Annotated in this window: 12 protein-coding genes and 1 riboswitch; all 12 genes read left to right on the top strand. The window is 42.2% G+C overall.

What is annotated here, in order from left to right:
* Window positions 1-8: 8 nt before the first annotated feature.
* The 12 genes from SALPA_RS07750 (at window position 9) to SALPA_RS07700 (ending at window position 17,500) form a co-directional block, all read left to right on the top strand.
* Complete coding sequence (locus SALPA_RS07750; RefSeq protein ID WP_222427903.1) at window positions 9-2,153, top strand: molybdopterin-dependent oxidoreductase; 2,145 nt, start codon at window positions 9-11, stop codon at window positions 2,151-2,153.
* A gap of 29 nt (window positions 2,154-2,182) precedes the next feature.
* Window positions 2,183-2,518 carry an oxidoreductase gene (locus SALPA_RS07745; protein ID WP_145091920.1) on the top strand — a complete coding sequence of 112 codons (336 nt, stop codon included), beginning with the start codon at window positions 2,183-2,185 and terminating at the stop codon, window positions 2,516-2,518.
* A gap of 217 nt (window positions 2,519-2,735) precedes the next feature.
* On the top strand, window positions 2,736-4,124 hold the full coding sequence (locus tag SALPA_RS07740) for an aromatic acid/H+ symport family MFS transporter (RefSeq protein ID WP_145091918.1): 1,389 nt from the start codon (window positions 2,736-2,738) through the stop codon (window positions 4,122-4,124).
* Window positions 4,125-4,226: 102 nt separating this feature from the next.
* On the top strand, window positions 4,227-5,618 hold the full coding sequence (locus SALPA_RS07735; RefSeq protein ID WP_145091915.1) for a hypothetical protein: 1,392 nt from the start codon (window positions 4,227-4,229) through the stop codon (window positions 5,616-5,618).
* 48 nt (window positions 5,619-5,666) lie between these two features.
* Window positions 5,667-7,100 (top strand): MFS transporter, encoded by a 1,434-nt coding sequence (locus SALPA_RS07730; protein WP_145091912.1) that lies wholly within the window; start codon window positions 5,667-5,669, stop codon window positions 7,098-7,100.
* 434 nt (window positions 7,101-7,534) lie between these two features.
* Window positions 7,535-7,675 (top strand): hypothetical protein, encoded by a 141-nt coding sequence (locus SALPA_RS07725; protein ID WP_144034135.1) that lies wholly within the window; start codon window positions 7,535-7,537, stop codon window positions 7,673-7,675.
* Between the two features lie 219 nt (window positions 7,676-7,894).
* Window positions 7,895-9,139 (top strand): OFA family MFS transporter, encoded by a 1,245-nt coding sequence (locus tag SALPA_RS07720; protein WP_145091909.1) that lies wholly within the window; start codon window positions 7,895-7,897, stop codon window positions 9,137-9,139.
* Window positions 9,140-9,354: 215 nt separating this feature from the next.
* Window positions 9,355-11,328, top strand: a complete 1,974-nt coding sequence (locus SALPA_RS07715) for a methyl-accepting chemotaxis protein (protein ID WP_186450966.1) — start codon at window positions 9,355-9,357, stop codon at window positions 11,326-11,328.
* Between the two features lie 162 nt (window positions 11,329-11,490).
* A riboswitch (molybdenum cofactor riboswitch) is annotated at window positions 11,491-11,603 on the top strand.
* 258 nt (window positions 11,604-11,861) lie between these two features.
* Complete coding sequence (locus tag SALPA_RS07710; protein ID WP_145091902.1) at window positions 11,862-13,985, top strand: sigma 54-interacting transcriptional regulator; 2,124 nt, start codon at window positions 11,862-11,864, stop codon at window positions 13,983-13,985.
* A gap of 726 nt (window positions 13,986-14,711) precedes the next feature.
* Window positions 14,712-14,882 (top strand): hypothetical protein, encoded by a 171-nt coding sequence (locus SALPA_RS28850; protein ID WP_186451312.1) that lies wholly within the window; start codon window positions 14,712-14,714, stop codon window positions 14,880-14,882.
* A gap of 28 nt (window positions 14,883-14,910) precedes the next feature.
* Window positions 14,911-17,142 (top strand): molybdopterin-dependent oxidoreductase, encoded by a 2,232-nt coding sequence (locus SALPA_RS07705; protein ID WP_145091899.1) that lies wholly within the window; start codon window positions 14,911-14,913, stop codon window positions 17,140-17,142.
* Between the two features lie 16 nt (window positions 17,143-17,158).
* Window positions 17,159-17,500, top strand: coding sequence for a 4Fe-4S dicluster domain-containing protein (locus tag SALPA_RS07700; RefSeq protein WP_145091896.1), 342 nt, complete (start codon window positions 17,159-17,161; stop codon window positions 17,498-17,500).
* Window positions 17,501-17,529 lie beyond the last annotated feature (29 nt).

The following is a 17,529-nucleotide window of genomic DNA, read 5'->3' as shown; positions in this document are numbered from 1 at the left end:
GTTGTGGCATGAAATTAACTGTTAAAGATGGCAAGCTGGTTAAAGTTGAGGGTGACCCTGAGCATCCTATTAGCCAGGGACGTTTATGCGTAAGATGCTTATCCTTACCAGAGTTTGTACATCATCCCGACCGCATTATTTATCCTATGAAACGTGCTCCTGAGGATCGCGGTAAAGATAAATGGGAAAAAATCACCTGGGATGAAGCCTGGGACATCATCGTAGAGAAAGTAAACGGATTTAAGAAAAATCATGGTGCTGAGTCGATCGTCGTATTCGGCGGTACCGGTAGGGAAGCTTGCTTGTACTATTATCCGCTTGGTTTCTCCTCACTGCAAACGCCAAATGTTTGCTACCCACTGAGCGGTTGGTCTTGCTACGGACCTCGCTGCGCTATCACTGACTATATCCTAGGCGCAGGTTATCCGGAAATCGACTTTGCGGGTCACTACCCAGACCGTTATGACCATCCTGGATATAAAGTGCCAGAATATTTAGTGCTTTGGGGCAAAATGCCGTTATGGTCAAACCCTGACGGATTCTATGGACACTCCATTATTGATATGATGAAACGCGGCACCAAGATTATTTCCATTGACCCCCGGTTGAATTTCCTTTCTTCCCGGGCAGCCTATTGGATGCAATTACGACCAGGCACAGATACCGCACTGGCTCTTGGCTTCTTGAATGTCATCATCAACGAAGATCTCTATGATCATAAGTTTGTTGAAGACTGGTGCTATGGTTTTGAAGAACTTAAAGAACGCGTTCAACAATATCCAGTGGAAAAAGTGGCAGAAATTACTGGTATCCCTGCTGAAAAAATCAGAGAATGTGCTAGAGCTATGGCTACAGTTAAACCTACTGCTATCCAGTGGGGTCTGGCTGTCGACGAAAATCCGAATGGCGTTCAACTTGGTCATGCTATTCTTTCGATCTCTGCCATCACTGGCAACCTCGATGTGCCTGGTGGCATTACATTAGGGCCACCCGCTGCATTACTTGGCAAATGGCGTGTTGAAACCCGGTCTCAGATTTCTGAAGAACTTTGGGATAAACGTATCGGAGCAAAGGAATGGCCTGCTCTGGCTACGGCTTTGGCTACCACTCATCCGGATGAAACTCTGGATACTCTGGAATCAGGTAAACCTTACAAACTCAGAATGGGGTGGTTCAACAGCAGTAACTTTATCACTCCTACCAACTCGGCTGCTCCTCAAAGATGGTACGAAGCTCTTAAAACCTTGGAATTCAACGTTGTACAGGACTGCTTCATGACGCCGACCGCTATGGCCTTTGCCGATGTCTTCCTGCCATTGCCGACATTTGCCGAGCATGATGGTGTAGTTCTGACTCACTTTGGTCGGAATGCAATTTTCGTAGGCGCAATGAACAAAGCATTCTCTGTTGGCGAATGTAAATCTGATATTGAGGTTTGCATTGAATTGGGTAAACGCCTCAATCCTGAAAACTGGCCTTGGGAAAGCGTTGAAGATTTCTTCACCGACCAGCTCAAACCAGAACTTGGTATTGACTTCAACGGTTTGAGAGAAGCCGGTGTATATCAACCTGGTTACACCTATCGTAAACATGAAAAAGGCCTGTTGAGATACGACGGTGAACCTGGCTTTAATACAGTAACAGGCAAAGTTGAACTTTGCTCGACACTCTTTGAAGAATGGGGCGAAGATCCGCTTCCTTATTACAAAGAGCCACCATATAGCCCGGTAAGCACTCCTGAAATTGCGAAGGAATATCCATTGGTACTGACTACCGGTGCTAGAAAAGTAACCTCCTTCCATTCAGAACACAGACAAATCGAAACTTTACGTACTATCGATCCAGATCCGATTTTGGAAATTAATCCGGAAACTGCTGCAAAACTTGGTATCAAAGAGGGCGACTGGGTCTATATTGAAAACCAATTTGGTAAATGTAAAGAAAAAGCTCATCTGATGCCTGCCATTAAGCCAGATGTTGTTCATGCAACCCATGGCATGTGGTATCCAGAAGAAAATGGCGAAGAGCCAAACTTATATGGTGTTTGGAAATCCAACATCAATACCCTAATCCCGCATAAACATATCGGTAAACTTGGCTTCGGTGCTCCGTTTAAGAGCATACTCTGCAAAGTTTACAAGGTAGAAGACTAAGATTATAGAAGAGGAATGGAGGGAAAAGGATGTCAAAGAACGGTATTTTGATCGATTATCAATATTGCACAGGTTGCCGTAGCTGCGAAGTTGCTTGCAGAAACGAGAAAAAAATCCCCAAAGACAAATGGGGGATTAAAATGACTGAAGTTGGTCCCTTTAACGTTGAAGGCGATAAGTGGGAATGGAACTTTGTTCCTGTCCCTACTCAACTTTGTGATTTATGCGAAGACCGCTTGGCTAAAGGTGAAAAAGCAGCATGTGCGCTTCATTGCCTAGGTCAATGTATGGAAATAGGCCCTATTGAAGAACTGGCTAAAAAAGCTGCTGAAAAGGGTACAAGAGTAGCTGTATTTCTTCCTTAAGCATAAGTTCTTTCAACAAACATAGTACTAGTATACTTAATGCCATGACTGGTCCCTTTGCAGGACCGTTATGGCATTACTCTTATAAGTGTAACCATTCAGCATAGGCTAGCGTCATCAATATAATGACAACTGGGATTGAGTATTTTCTATGTGGATAATTATCAGTAGTTTTAGAATATTTAGGTGCGCAACGTGCTAACGGAAGGAGAATAAAATGGCGAGCAACTTTACCATTTCAGAAGTAATTGATTCTTTCGGGGTTAATAAATTTACTTGGTCTATCTTTTTCTTTCTCGGTATGTCGATGGTTTTCGATGGCTACGATTACATGGTTGTTTCTTACACTATGCCGCAAATATCTGCTGAATGGGCGTTAAGCAAAGTACAAACCGGTAGTCTGTCTTCCTGGAGTCTCTTCGGTTTGATTATCGGGGGAGCGCTTGCCGGCATCATTTCTGACAAAATTGGTAGAAGGAAAACATTGATCTACTCAATTGCCGCGTATTCACTGTTAACCATTCCTATCTACTTTGTCCAGAGTTTTGAATGGTATGCTTTTTTTCGCGTGTTGACTGGAGTTGGGCTAGGCGCTTGCATTCCTGTTGTAACAACAATGTTTTCAGAGACTACGCCGACCAACCGCCGGGCCCTATTTATAACATTTGGTATGGCGTGGATGATTGTTGGTTGGGTGCTGGGCGGCCTTATACCCACATTCGTTGTGCCTTTATATGGGTGGAGGCTTTGCTATTTAATAGGAGGAATACCGTTTTTATATGCCATTTTCCTGCATTTCAAAATGCGCGAGTCTGCTCACTGGCTGGCTAATAAAGGACGGAAGGAAGACGCCGTAAAGGTTCTCCAAGATATTGAAAGAATCGCCACTGGAAAAGTAACTGATTGGGATCCTAATTCTTTGATTGTGCCGTCAAAGTCCAAGGTTGTCGGCCCTAAAGCTCTTTTTTCCAAAGACTATAGGTTAGCAACTGCCGGTATCTGGCTCACATATTTTTGTGGTTGCTTCATTGTTTATGGAATTAATGCCTGGCTGCCTTCTCTCATGTTAGAAAAGGGTTTAAAACTATCGTCTGCCTATGGGCTGGCAATTGCCAATAATGCTGCCGCAGTACTTGCCAATGCTTCGACTGGCATTGTCGCTGAAATCATTGGGCGCAGAAAAAATCTCATTTGCAGTTATTTTATTGGTGGTGCTTCTATTTTAATTATGGCTTTCGTTCCCAGTAATTTTGCAGTCATCCTGGCGGCCAATATATTTATGGGTTTTGCTATTAACTATGCGATTACCGCTGTACAACCTCTGATGGCAGAGAGTTACCCAACAGAGTTTAGAAATACAGGGGTATCCTGGTGCCAGGCCTTTGGTCGGCTCGGAGGGGCCTTGGCACCTATGGTGGCTGGGTTAATTATGGCAATGAACCTAGGCCCTCAGATGTCATTTTTATTCTATATTATACCGGCAGTTATCGGTGGATTAGCCGCCTATCTCTTTGTTAAAAAAGAGACTAAAGGAAAATCCCTCGACCAACTTGCCGAAGAAAATACCGAAGTTCGTATAAAAATGGTTTGTGGAGAGGCTGACTGAGCGGTAAGTTGATAAATTAATAGTATATGGCTAAAGTGTCATGACTGGTCCCTTTAATGGGACCGTTATGGCATTATGCATTAGCATGCTGGCAGCGTGATAATGAAGGAAGTGGATAGCGTGCCGTTTCTCTGTAAAAGTGCAATGATGTTTTTAACTGTGATAAATCTTGTGGCTCCATTTATTAGGAATGATTTATCAAAACTAGAATTTGTAGTGGTTATTACTGTTTTGGTGTCCAGTATTATGCTTATGGGCAAAGTTTTTAAAGGAGTAACGTTGGTGTTTCTTTTTGGGGGATTGACTCTGCTTCTTTATTCTGGACAGCCGTTTACTATCTGGGTTATGGCGACTAATTCAATGATGAATGTAATTTCAATACTCTTTGTTATGCAAATGTTTTCAATTCCGATTGAAGTCGGTGGTTACAATTCGGCTATGCAGTATTGGTTATTAAAGGCACACAAGGGAGAGGCGGGACTCTTTTTACTGGCTACCATTGTTACCCATATCGTTTCAAGTTTTTTGTCATTTGGGACCATTCCGGTAATGATTTCGTTGTTGGAAAAAACGTTAAAACGTAACGTAAGCAATTATGAGCGGTTTATTTCAACGGCTATTTCACGCAGTTATGCCTTAGTTGTCCTATGGGCGCCGGGCGCAATTAATTTATTATTAGTGGTACAAGCAACAGGGGTTGGCTGGCTGGAGTTAGTTATTCCCGGTTTGATTTTGAGTCTGATTGGTATTGTCACTTCCTATAGTATAGAACGGAAACTGAACTTATCTGCTGAGCGAACTATAGTAGGCGAGTACGGAAGTGACAGCAAGCTAAGCGATGCACCCACTCGGGGAAAGGCTTATCATATCATTCTGGTTGTGCTGAGTCTTATTGCTGGTACAATACTATTTGCAAAAATGAATGTGGGTTCAAGTACTAACCAGATTATGCTTGCAGGCCTCATTGTTGTTTTAACCTGGATTGCTTTTTTTGTAAGACGGCCAAGTTTTAAGGCGGCCTTACGAGCATATTGGCAGAACAGATTGCTAAAGGCAGTTGATCTGGCCCCATTATTCGTTGCAATGGGGATATTTTCTACGGCTGTCCAACAAGCTGGATTATTTGATCTTATTCAGCCTACGCTGCAGGTTATCGCTAATGCAATGGGACTGTGGTCGATGGTTTTGGTTCCGATACTAATGATTTTGTGTGCAATTGCGGGAATTCATCCCTTTGTTTCCATTGTGTTATTTGGTCAGATACTCACAACAATACAACTGCCGATTGCACCTGTTTCCATAGCCTTATGCTTGGCCTTAGGCGGCAGTATTTCTTATATAATTTCTCCTTTTGCCGGGATTGTTCTTACACTGGCTAAATTTATTAACTGCCGGACATTCGATATTGCCTTACGGTGGAATTGGCTCTATAGCTTGCTGTTTTTTATTGAGGGGATTGTTTTCGCTTATGTTTGGGGCCGCCTTAGATTCTAAGGAAATTAGTGATAAAGCGAAGCTAGTCTACAAAGAAGGAAAATAAACATGAAACTACAACTTACAATGGAAAAAACAGCAACAGTTGTTGTAATGGCAGCCTATTTTTTAACCCCTTTTATGACCAGTGCTGTTAATCTTATCATTCCAGCCATTGGCACTGAATTTTTCAGCCAGACATTGCTTCTTAGCTGGTTAGTAACAGGCTACTCACTTGCTACTGCTGCCTTTTTGCTTCCATTCGGTAAACTAAGCGACAATATTGGACGGAAAAGGGTCTTTGTAACAGGGATGTTTTTATTTTCCTTTTTTACTTTATTATCAGGAGCGGCTTGGTCTATAGGGTGGATGATCTTTTTTAGAATATGTCAGGGAATCGCCGGTGCTATGATTTATAGTACCGGCATGGCTATCATAACAGCTATCTACCCACCTCATAGGCGAGGGCAAGCATTAGGCCTCTGTACCGCAGTTGCATACATTGGTCTATCACTGGGGCCTTCTCTCGGTGGAGTGATTAATCACTATTTCAGCTGGAGAATTATTTTTTATTTGACTGGGTTTGCAAGTGTAGTAGCAACTTTGCTGGCTGCTTGGCATCTGAAGGGCGAGTGGATAGGGGCTAAAGGGGAATCTTTTGATATTCTGGGAAGTATTTGCTACGTATTAGCTCTTGTGTTGTCGTTATATGGTTTTTCATCATTGGCTCAAATGGAAGGGGCAAAGTATTGTCTGTTTCTGGGTTTAGTACTTATGGCACTTTTTTTCATCTATGAGTCAAAGCAGGACTGTCCGCTTCTCCGGATGGGGGTTTTCCATCAAAACTCTGTTTTTGTTTATTGTAATTTAGCAGCTATGATCAACTATAGCGCTACATTTGCGATAGCATTTCTTGTATCACTTCATCTCCAACTTGTTATGAAATGTGATTCCTATTTAGCTGGCCTGATTATGATTTCTCAGCCGTTAGTAACGGCCTTGTTAGCTCCTTTTGGTGGATATCTAGCCGATCATTTTGATCCACATATAGTGACTTCCTATGGTATGGCGCTGAGTGCATTAGGACTCTTCTCATTCATCTTTACTACTTCAGAAATGTCTCTTTTGTTAATTGTAGGTAGTTTAGTGATTGCGGGGGTCGGATTTGCTTTATTTGCAGCACCTAATAATAGCGCTATTATGGGGGCTGTGGATAAGAATGATTATGGAGTTGCTTCATCGATAGCGGGAACTATGCGGAATATTGGGCAGTCAATAAGTATGGCTATTGTGACGTTGGTTATGTCGGTTTACCTAGATGGGGTCGATAGGGCGAGCTATGATCAAATGCTAGTAGCTTGTTTTCGGACTGCTTATATTGTATTTACCGCAATTTGTATTGTAGGGGTATTTTGTTGTCGAAGTGGCAAGCGATTTGAAAATAAGGCTGAAGCTTTGAATCAAGGATCGCAAAGCTACAGGCACGATCCTTATAATTTCTAAATGATTTGTAATAGTAAAAATAGTGCTGGCAGGTATTTGTGAAAATCCTAAAATGATACTGTGATTTTCAAAAAAAAGTAGCTTATATCAGTTGATTTTTCTGATTTGCGAGCTTTTATGCAAAGGTTTTTAAATCTCAAAACGAGATCCTGCAGGTACTAGTAAGCGGCAGGAAAAATAGAGACTAATCCTTGTAATACGCGGGTTTATCTGTGACTGCAATAGGTTGGCATAGTTAATGCATAATACTTTTGAAGAATGATTGGCAATTCTAATTTTTATTCAGGCGATCGCTATTTTATTATTAGCAAGCCGAAATTAGTACGTTTGAGGGATAATGAGAAATTAACCCGAAACAGCGCTAAGGGAGGTGGGTAGAAAACAAAACGCAAAAACGATGGGAGCATTACTAACAATAAAGGAGGTACAATATAATGTGTTTTAGACCAGCAGCATTATCCAAGCCGACAATATGCCCGAATTGTGGTAAGAAAATCGCAGCGATGGCAGGTATTAAGCAAAAAGTTTGTCCTTTTTGTAAGACTGAATTACCAAAAGACGAAGACAAAAAGTAAGATTATCAGTTTTCGGTAAATGATTTATTTGACGAGAACTGTAGGTTAATAAAGGCAGGCCAGGTTAATAAACGGGCCTGCCTTTACAAAAACAAAAAAATACAGAATTTTTAAATAAACATCTATTCAATGCTCATTTAAGGAATATCGTTTTTGTGTTAGACAGTTTAGTGCCAATAAAGAGTAAACAAAACTTCATAATCAGGAAGGGGTAAAAAAATGTCAGAACAAAAGTATAATCGTTGGCTAATTCTTGGTGCCGCGGTTGTAATTAACATTTGTATTGGAACTTTATACGCCTGGAGTGTATTTGCCTTACCATTAGGAAAAACATTTGGTTGGGCTGCAACCTCCATTGCGTTGGCCTTTACAATTAACCATGCGTTAAGTCCGGTTGCTATGATCGGTGGAGGATACATTCAAGACCGTTTAGGATCAAAGGCGAATGTTATCATTGGTGGGATTATGTTTGGTGTGGGGTTATTTATAACTGGGTTTGTGTCCAGCGTTGAGATGCTCTACATTACCTATAGCGTACTTGCCGGTATTGGTGGCGGGTGTGTTTATTCAGGAACACTCGGTAATACCGTGAAGTTCTTCCCGGATAAGCGAGGCTTAGCTTCAGGTCTGGTTGCGGCTGGCTATGGTTCAGGAGCTACCATTGTTGCCCCTGTTGCTAGTTCGATGATTGCCAGTTTTGGTGTACTAACCACCTTCAAGATTCTTGGTGCTGTATTTTTTGTTGTTATTATGTTATGTTCTTTGCTTATAAAGAATGCTCCGGCAGGTTTCAAGCCAGAGGGCTGGAATCCCCCGGTTGCAGCTAAAACTACTAAATCAGCAGCTCGCGATATGGCCTGGACTCAAATGCTGCGGGATAGTACTTGGTGGGTTGTTTTAGTTATGCTTACCTGTGGGGCTTTATCAGGACTTATGATTACGGCTTTCGCTTCGCCGATTGGGCAGCAGATGTTTAAATTGAACCCGATGGATGCTGCGCTGTTCGTCAGTTTGGTTGCTGTATCTAATTCCTTGGGACGGATCATTTTTGGCGCCGTATCGGATAAAATTGGCCGTTCCAATACCATTATGATCATGTATGTCATCTCAGCCTTGGGTATGTTAAATCTGACTTTTACAAGTTCCGTAGCCGGTTTTGCTGTTTCGGCTATTGGAGTTGGGGCTGTTTTTGGCGGTTTCATGAGTACTATGCCATCCATTATCAGTGAAAGATATGGACTAAAGAACTTCGGGGTAAACTATGGAATTACATTTATTGGTTTTAGCTTAGCAGCAATTTTTGGACCGATGACGGCTGCTACAGTTAGACAGTCTACTGGAACTTATGAGCAGGCTTTCTGGATTGCCTTGGGTCTAAATATAGTAGGTCTGGTTTTTGCTTTCATTTTTAGAACTTTAGATAACCGGAGTAAAGTGGTAACCCGAGTAACCATTTCGAAATAAGGTAGTTTACCATAGTTTGGGGTAGATCCGGCTAGTTACAGAAATTTTACTAATGCAAGATACTTAAACTTATAATGACACTGTAAATTATGTACCTCGCCGGGTCCACCCAGTTCTTTATCAGGAGATATTCGGATAACATAAGATCAAGAGTGAAGTATTCAATTACCAATGCGTATATTCTTGGAGTCACACTGATCTCAAGGGGAGTAGTAATGAACAGTATAAGAGTAAAACTTGGGGTAATTGTTATTACCCTGTTTATATTTGCATTAAGCTTGTTGGCAGGGCTTAACTTTTGGCAAGCTGAAAAAATCATACTACAAGATGTAGAAACAGAACTTGCCGGTAAAGCGCAAGGTAGTGCCGTTCAAATCGGAGGGTGGTTAGATAGCAATAAGCGGGATATTGCAACACTTGCCCGTTCGCCGATCATTACTAACGGCACTCGCGAAACGATCGTTCCTTATTTGAACACAGAATTAAGCAATGCTAAGATTTACGAAAGCCTTATATGGGTCGATGAGAAAGGTAATTATGTTGATTATAACGGAGAAACAGGAACTTTAGCGGAGCGTGATTATTTCCAACGCTCGATTAAGGGAGAAGCTGTTGTTTCTGATCCTGTAGTTTCGAAAAGAACCAATCAATTAGTAGTTGCTATTTCGACTCCTGTTCGTGTTGAAAATCGAATCACCGGTGTACTTGTGGCGCTAATTAATATTGGGGAAATCGAAAAAATAGTTCTGGAAATAAAAGCTGGTGATACGGGGTATGCCTATGTAATTCGGGGAGATGGGATAATAATAGTGCACCCTAACAAAGAATTAGTCAACAAGATCAGTAGCATGACTGACCCTAATGCACCTCCGGAATTAAAAACAGCTACTGAAAAGATGACTAAGGGAGAACTGGGAATTGTAAGCTACGGCTATCTTGGAACTACCAAATATCTAGCTTATGCGTCGATTCCCGGATATAATTGGTCAATTGGCGTAAATGTTCCGAGTAGTGAAGTAAAGGCAAAATTAAATACATTTACTTGGACATCACTAACCATAAGTTTGATTGTGTTACTTATCGCCGCCATTATTGTGTTGATAGTGGCGACTAAAATCGCTACGCCATTGAAAAAACTCAAGGATGCAGCTGAGGGCATTGCTGATGGTGATCTCTCTTTGATTAGTATCAATATTTCCTCTAAGGATGAAATGGGGCATTTGGCCCACGCCTTTGAAACGATGGTAAGTAATTTACGTGGTCTGGTACAACAGATCAACGGATCGTCTGAACAGGTCGCCACATCTTCGCAAGAACTAACCGCTAATGCCGAGCAGTTAGCGCAAGTAGCCGGTCAGGTAAGTACTTCAGTTACAGGTACCGCTCAGGGAGTCGGAGATCAGGTAACTGTTGTAGATAGGGCACTAGTGCTTGTAGAAAAAATTGCGTCTGGAGCTCATGCAGAGGCCATTAAAACAGGTAATGTAATCGATATTGCTGCTAAGGCTGTGAGTGCGGCAGCAGAGGGAAATCATGCTGTTGCAAGTGCTATTAGTCAAATGAATAGCATCCGGCAGACTGTAGACAATTCTGCCCAGGTTGTTGCCGAACTAGGAGAACAATCCAAAGAAATTGGACAAATTGTCGAAACAATTTCCGGTATTGCTGGTCAAACTAATTTACTTGCCTTAAACGCTGCGATTGAAGCGGCACGAGCAGGCGAACAGGGCCGGGGATTTGCCGTCGTAGCCGAAGAAGTTAGAAAATTGGCTGAGCAATCCCAAGAAGCCGCTAAACAAATTGCAACACTCATTGGTGATATTCAGAGTAAAACAGATAAAGCTGTAATTGCAATGGCTAACGGCACCCAAGAAGTAAAAACAGGATCAGACGTGGTTGATCAGGCTGGTAAAGCCTTTACTGATATTGACCTGCATATAAAAAAGGTTGCTTCCATTGCACAAGAGGCAGCCGACGGCATGCAGCAGCTTGCTGCTTCCAGTCAACAAGTAGTTGAATCAATGAAAGAAGTTGAAACCTTTAGCCGCGAGATTTCTAGTCAGACACAAAGTATTTCTGCTGCCACAGAGGAGCAATTGGCGTCAATGGAAGAAATATCTGCTTCCAGCCACCATTTAGCTCAATTGGCAGAGCAGTTACAAGGAGCTGTTAATAAGTTTAGGATGTAAGGCGGCAGGATAAACAAAGCAAGGTGGTTAACTCTGTTGTACTTTCGAAATAAAGTACTGTCGTAAATGTCAATCTCTCAAAAGCCATCAGTTGTCAAAATATTTTTAATTAAATAATTAATTTCTGGCAGGATTTTATAGTCATATCAAGAATGATTATAATCATAAGATGAGTTCCAAGTCATCATTGCCCATGTGGAAGTGATGACCGAAGGGTATGAAGAGTAATTTTCGTGCCTGCCCGTATTGTGCGAAGGAAGTCTGGTAAATCAGGCTTCCTTTTTTTAACTTTAACTAAAAATAAGGGGAATTAAATGTCGGAGATTATAGCGAAAAAATTAATTGTCCGACAGAGTGAGTCCTGTGGATTTTATCACATGATAATAATCAAAACCATGGGTGATGCTATGTTTTTGACTCAGCAATCAGTTTTATTGTGATTCATAATTTGCAAGATAGTTGACTAGTTCCAGTTGTGTATATATGACTTTGTTGAGTTGATACGGATTTATTGACGAAATGGAGGTATTTTAATGATCTTAGTTTGTCAGAAATCGGATATCAATGATATTTTCAGTTCAATCAATAGAGATAAGTTCTTTTCCAAGGAGAACTGGAAAAATATACAGCAATGTAGACTTAACTTTTTCGAATATGCAGAAGACCCCCGAAATAGTCAATATGTTGACAAGGAAATAGCTAGGTCCTGGATAAACTCGCGTGATAGGGGTATAAAACCTAATGCCCTGGTAACTAGAGAGTGGTTAAATTCCGAAGCACTGGAGAAAACGATAGAAAAAAACCGTCTTCTCATTGAAGTTACCAATTCAATTATCCAAAACTTTAAATATGTAATGTTTTATTCTGATTATATTATATACTTGTTTGATAAAAATGGGATAATACTTCTCCTGGAGGGTGATTGGGAGAGCTTAGTTCCATTTTCCAAACAAAAATCATTAACTGGATTAATTTTGAATGATACTAGTATGGGCAACAGCTCCCACATGCTGTGTATGTATCTAAAGGAACCGGTGCAGTTGCTGGGACCGGAGCATTATTCGGCTGCTTTTCAGAATAATATTGCCTCAGCTACGCCCTTATTTGATGAACATGGGGAAGTAATTGCCTCCCTGGTGTTGTTAAGTAAAGCTTTATCAAATTCCACCTGGGAAGATAGCTTGCCAAGGCTAAGTCTGCATACCCTTGGCCTTATTACTGCTATGGGTGTGGCTATTGAAACTCAAATAAAACTTTTAAAGAGCAGTGACAATCTTATTATTGCCAATAGTAATTTAATGCAAGTTAATGAGAGCCTAGAAACTTCCTATAATATGCTGGAAGCTACCCTGGCATTCACAGATGAGGGACTAATTACAGTGGACAGATTCGGTAATATTACTCATATTAATCAGAAAGCTAGTCGGATATTGAGGCTGACACACTCTGAAGCTATCAGTAGAAATATTTCAGACTTTCTTACTGACAAGTCGTTTATAACAAAGGCCCTTACTAGTGGTGAGCCTATTAGTTATCGGGAGACAACGTTCAAAATTGGTAAAAGTGAGGAATCCTACATTTTGACTATTCGAAGTACGCATAGTCAAGACCCCCAAATAATCCGGGGAGCAGTAATCCGAATCGTTCATCCAGATAAAATTAATGCTCTGGCAAGCCTGCGAGCAGGTTCTCAGGCCAAGTTTGGCTTTAATGATATTATTGGCGATTGTAACGAAATAAAGAAGGTAAAGGATATAGCTCAACGGTTTTCTTTGTCCTCGGAAAACATTTTACTTATTGGTGAGAGCGGCACGGGGAAAGAACTCTTTGCGCAAGCAATCCATAACAATTATTGTCCTCAAGGCCCTTTTGTTGCTATTAATTGTGCGTCTATGCCCAGAAGCTTGATTGAAAGCGAACTGTTTGGGTATGAAGGCGGTTCATTTACCGGCGCCGATAGCCATGGTAAACCTGGTAAAATAGAGTTGGCCAATGGTGGCACCCTCTTCCTGGATGAAATAGGCGATATGCCTTATGAGGTTCAGGCAGTACTGCTGCGGGTGTTGGAGGATAAACAAGTCATGAGAGTAGGCGGGAAGCGTTATCAAGAAGTTAATTTCCGGGTTGTAGCCGCAACGAACCGTAATCTGCTTAAAATGGTCCAAGAAAATCAGTTTCGGGAAGATTTATATTATCGATTATCAGTGCTGAGAATTTCTATCCCTCCCTTACGTCAGCGTGAACATGATATAATACTGCTGTGTCAGTACTTTATCCACACTTATTGTGATAAAACCGGCAGGTCAAAACCACAACTGAGCCCTGCTGCTATAAAAAAAATATTGGAATATAACTGGCCGGGAAATGTGCGGCAATTGGAGAATGCAATTATTTATGCCATTAATATTACTCAGAGTGACGTCATTAATGTAGAGCACTTACCTTATGAAATGGTAGAAGACGGCAGGGAACTTAGCAATGATAAAAATAATTCTACTGAAACTGAGGAAATACTTCCGCTGCAAGTCTGGGAAAAAGCAGCAATAAAGAGTACTTTATTAAAATGCAATAATTCTATTGCTCACGCTGCAAGCATCCTGCAGATAAGCAAATCCACACTGTATAGAAAAATTAAAGAGTACGATATTACATTATAACCTCCAATTCGCCGCTACCGCTGGCGATACAAATAGTAAAAGATGCCCTCCCAGGTAGATTCTTCAATTCTACCTGGGAGGGCATTTTAAGTTCAACCACACCCTTATTGTATGTGGGCATTTTCAGTATTTGCCAGACAGCGTTTGCTAGTGCCTGCGTAGGTATAACTTTTTGCAAAACAGCGAAAAAGTTTTTTAAAATAGGAGCAGCATTTTGTCATAATCGTATTTTAGAATGGCAAATTAGTAGGCATTTTTTTAAAAAACCCTGATGTATTGCCCTGTATGGGATATGAAGACTAATTGGCACACTTAATGCTATATATAAGGTTATGCAGCTTACAAACAAAGAATTGCAAATTCAAACCGGGAAGGAGAAGATGTCATGTGTTTTAGACCACCATCCGCAGCCAAAGCGGTAAAGTGTCCTTCATGCGGAATGTTCAATCCATCGACCCTTGAAAAATGCAAAAAATGCGGAGTGGATATGCCGAAAGCGAAAGACGTGACTAACGAGAAATAGGTAAACTCATTAAAAAACGTATTCAGTTTGGATGTAGCCAAAATGTGCCCTGATATAGGGATAAACATATTGGACAGCAACATGTGAAAGGGGGAATTGTAACCAAAGTGAGAATGTGCAATGCGGCCCAGATTATCTAACCAGATAGCGCCGGGTTGGGCCGCGGGGCGGAGATTGTGACAGTTAGAAGGAGGTTTGCGGGTATGGATAGGAAAAAGACAGAGGGAAATCCTGGTATGCTGAATAATGCGAATTACAGTTTAAGTGACTATGCAACTAAAAATGTAAAGTGCCCTTCCTGCGGGATGTTTAATCCACCGGCCCTTGAAAAATGCCGCAGATGCGGGGCAGACGTTCCCAAAAAGGAAAAATAGAAAAACTAATATAAGGAGGCAGGCAATTATGGGTAGTGATAGTAAAAAAGTACAGTGGCAAGAAGGCGATTTGACTGTAACCCGTACATGTTCATGGACAGCGCCAGGTTGTCATGATGGCTGCTCAGTTCTTTATTACACTAAGGGAAATGAGCTGGTTAAGGTAGAAGGAGACCCGGAAAGCCAATATAATTTTGGCAGACTGTGTATGCGGTGCTTGAGTGCTCCGGAACTGGTTAACGATCCTAAACGTGTCAAATGGCCTATGAAGCGGGCTGGTGAACGCGGCGAGAACAAATGGGAACGGATTACCTGGGATGAAGCCTATGATATTATCGAAGAAAAAGTACGTTCCATCTGGAAAGATTATGGACCGGAGTCGATTGTAACCGCGATAGGAACCGGACGTAATATCTGGTCACTCGTACCGAAACTGACTTATTCTGCCTTTAAGAGTCCTAACTTTTCCATGGGATTCCTGGCCGGTGACTCTTGCTATCTGCCCCGTGCAGCCGCCATGGGAACCATGATTGGGGATTTCTTTATTGTTGATGCATCTCAGTTAGACCCACGCCGTTATGATAATCCCGAATGGAAGCTGCCGGAATGTATTATCATCTGGGGTAATAACCCAATGATCAGTAATGGAGACGGATTCCTGGGCCACTGGATTGTTGACATGCAAAAGAGAGGGACCAAGCTGATCGTGGTAGACCCCTACCTGACCTGGTTTGCTTCGAGAGCTGATTATTGGCTGCAGCTGCGCCCTGGTAGTGATGCTGCAGTTGGGTTGGCTATGCTTAACGTAATCATTGGCGAAGAACTCTATGACAAAGACTTTGTAAAAAACTGGACCTATGGACTTGAGCAACTGGCTGAACGGGTTAAAGAATATCCCCCGGAAAAAGCAGAGGAAATCAGCTGGGTTCCGGCCGAAAAAATTAGGGAGGCAGCACGGTTCTTTGCTAAAGCGAAACCAGCTTCGGTTCAATGGGGACTGGCCGTAGACACCCAGAGAGCCGGGGTTTCCGTTGCGAATGCCATTTGTGCTTTGGTTGCTATTACTGGCAATCTTGATGTTCCTGGCGGAAACCATCTTATTCGTACGGCATTCGGTGTAGACCGTCTCGCTCATGTATCATCTGACTGGGGCCTTGCAGAATTGTCTGAAGAAATGCGGGCGAAGCGACTTGGTGTTGCTGAATATCCACTGTTTAAATATGGACTGTGCGCAACAGCCCGTGGCGACTCGGTCTTAGAGGCTATTGAAACTGGCAGGCCGTATCCCATTCAGATGTACTGGATGGAAACTACCAACACCTTTGTGAACACTGCAAGTGAGTCAAAACGTGTTTACGCAGCCTTGAAGAAAGTACCCTTCGTTGTAGTGGTAGACCCTGTTTTAACACCTTCTGCGGTAGCCCATGCTGACCTGGTTCTGCCAGCTTCCATGAGCGTAGAACGTGACAGTTTAAGAAATTGGTGGACGCCTTTACGTTCCATTTCTAAGGTTACTCAATATGAAGAGGCCAAGACCGATGAAGAGATTGTCTTAGACATCGGCAAACGCCTGAATCCGGAAGCATTTCCCTGGGATACAGTGGAAGACATGATTGACTGGGCCCTTATACCAGCCGGCGTTACCTTCAAAGAGCTTGAAGAAAAAACTGTGATATGGCCGGAAGTTCATTACAAGAAGTATGAAACTGGGAAGCTGCGTGAAGACGGAGAACCTGGATTCAACACTGATACCGGAATGGTCAACCTTTACCAGGATATCTTTGCTGAATGGGGATTGGATCCACTGCCATTCCATATGGAACCGCCCTATAGTCCAGTCTCTACGCCCCAAATGATGAAGGAATATCCGTTAATTCTGACTGCTGGCTCACGGCAATGGGAATTCTTCCATTCCGAACATCGTCAGAGTGCGACTTTGCGGGAATTCCATCCCAATCCAAGAGTGAGCATGAACCCGGAAACGGCTGCAAAATATGGCATTAAAGAGGGAGACTGGGTATGGATCGAAAATAATATCGGAAAATGCAAACAGCAGGCTGTACTTGATCCGGGTTGGGACCCCAGAGTTATCCATGGTGAACATGGCTGGTGGTTCCCGGAAAGAGAAGCTGCAGAGCCTACCCTGTATGGTGCATTCGAATCCAACATCAACAACCTTACAACCCAGTGTACAACTGGCCCCACCGGATATGGTGCCCCGTTAAAGAACACGATTTGTAAGATTTACAAAGCAGAATAAACGGAGGTGTAGAACAATGTCACGCAATGGTTTATTAATAGACTATGAATATTGCACAGGCTGCCATAGCTGCGAAGTTGCCTGCAAAAAAGAGCTAAGTCTTCCCAATGGCAAGTATGGTATTAAATTAGCTAAAAATGGTCCGTTTAAATTAAAAGATACTGGGGACAAATGGGAATTAACCTATGTTCCCATTCCCACCCAACTTTGTGATTTGTGCGGTGACAGGGTGGCCGCTGGTAAAAAACCTTCCTGTGTACACCATTGCCAGGCTTCGGTTATTGAATATGGCCCGGTAGAAGAATTGGCTGTCAAATTAAATAACAAAGGCAAACAAGTACTGTTTGTTCCTGAGTAAAAACAGACACTCATGCTTGCTCCGGCTCT

The sequence above is a fragment of the Sporomusa sp. KB1 genome, assembly GCF_007830295.1.
GTDB lineage: Bacteria > Bacillota > Negativicutes > Sporomusales > Sporomusaceae > Sporomusa.
This window is presented reverse-complemented; position numbering and strand designations above follow the sequence as displayed.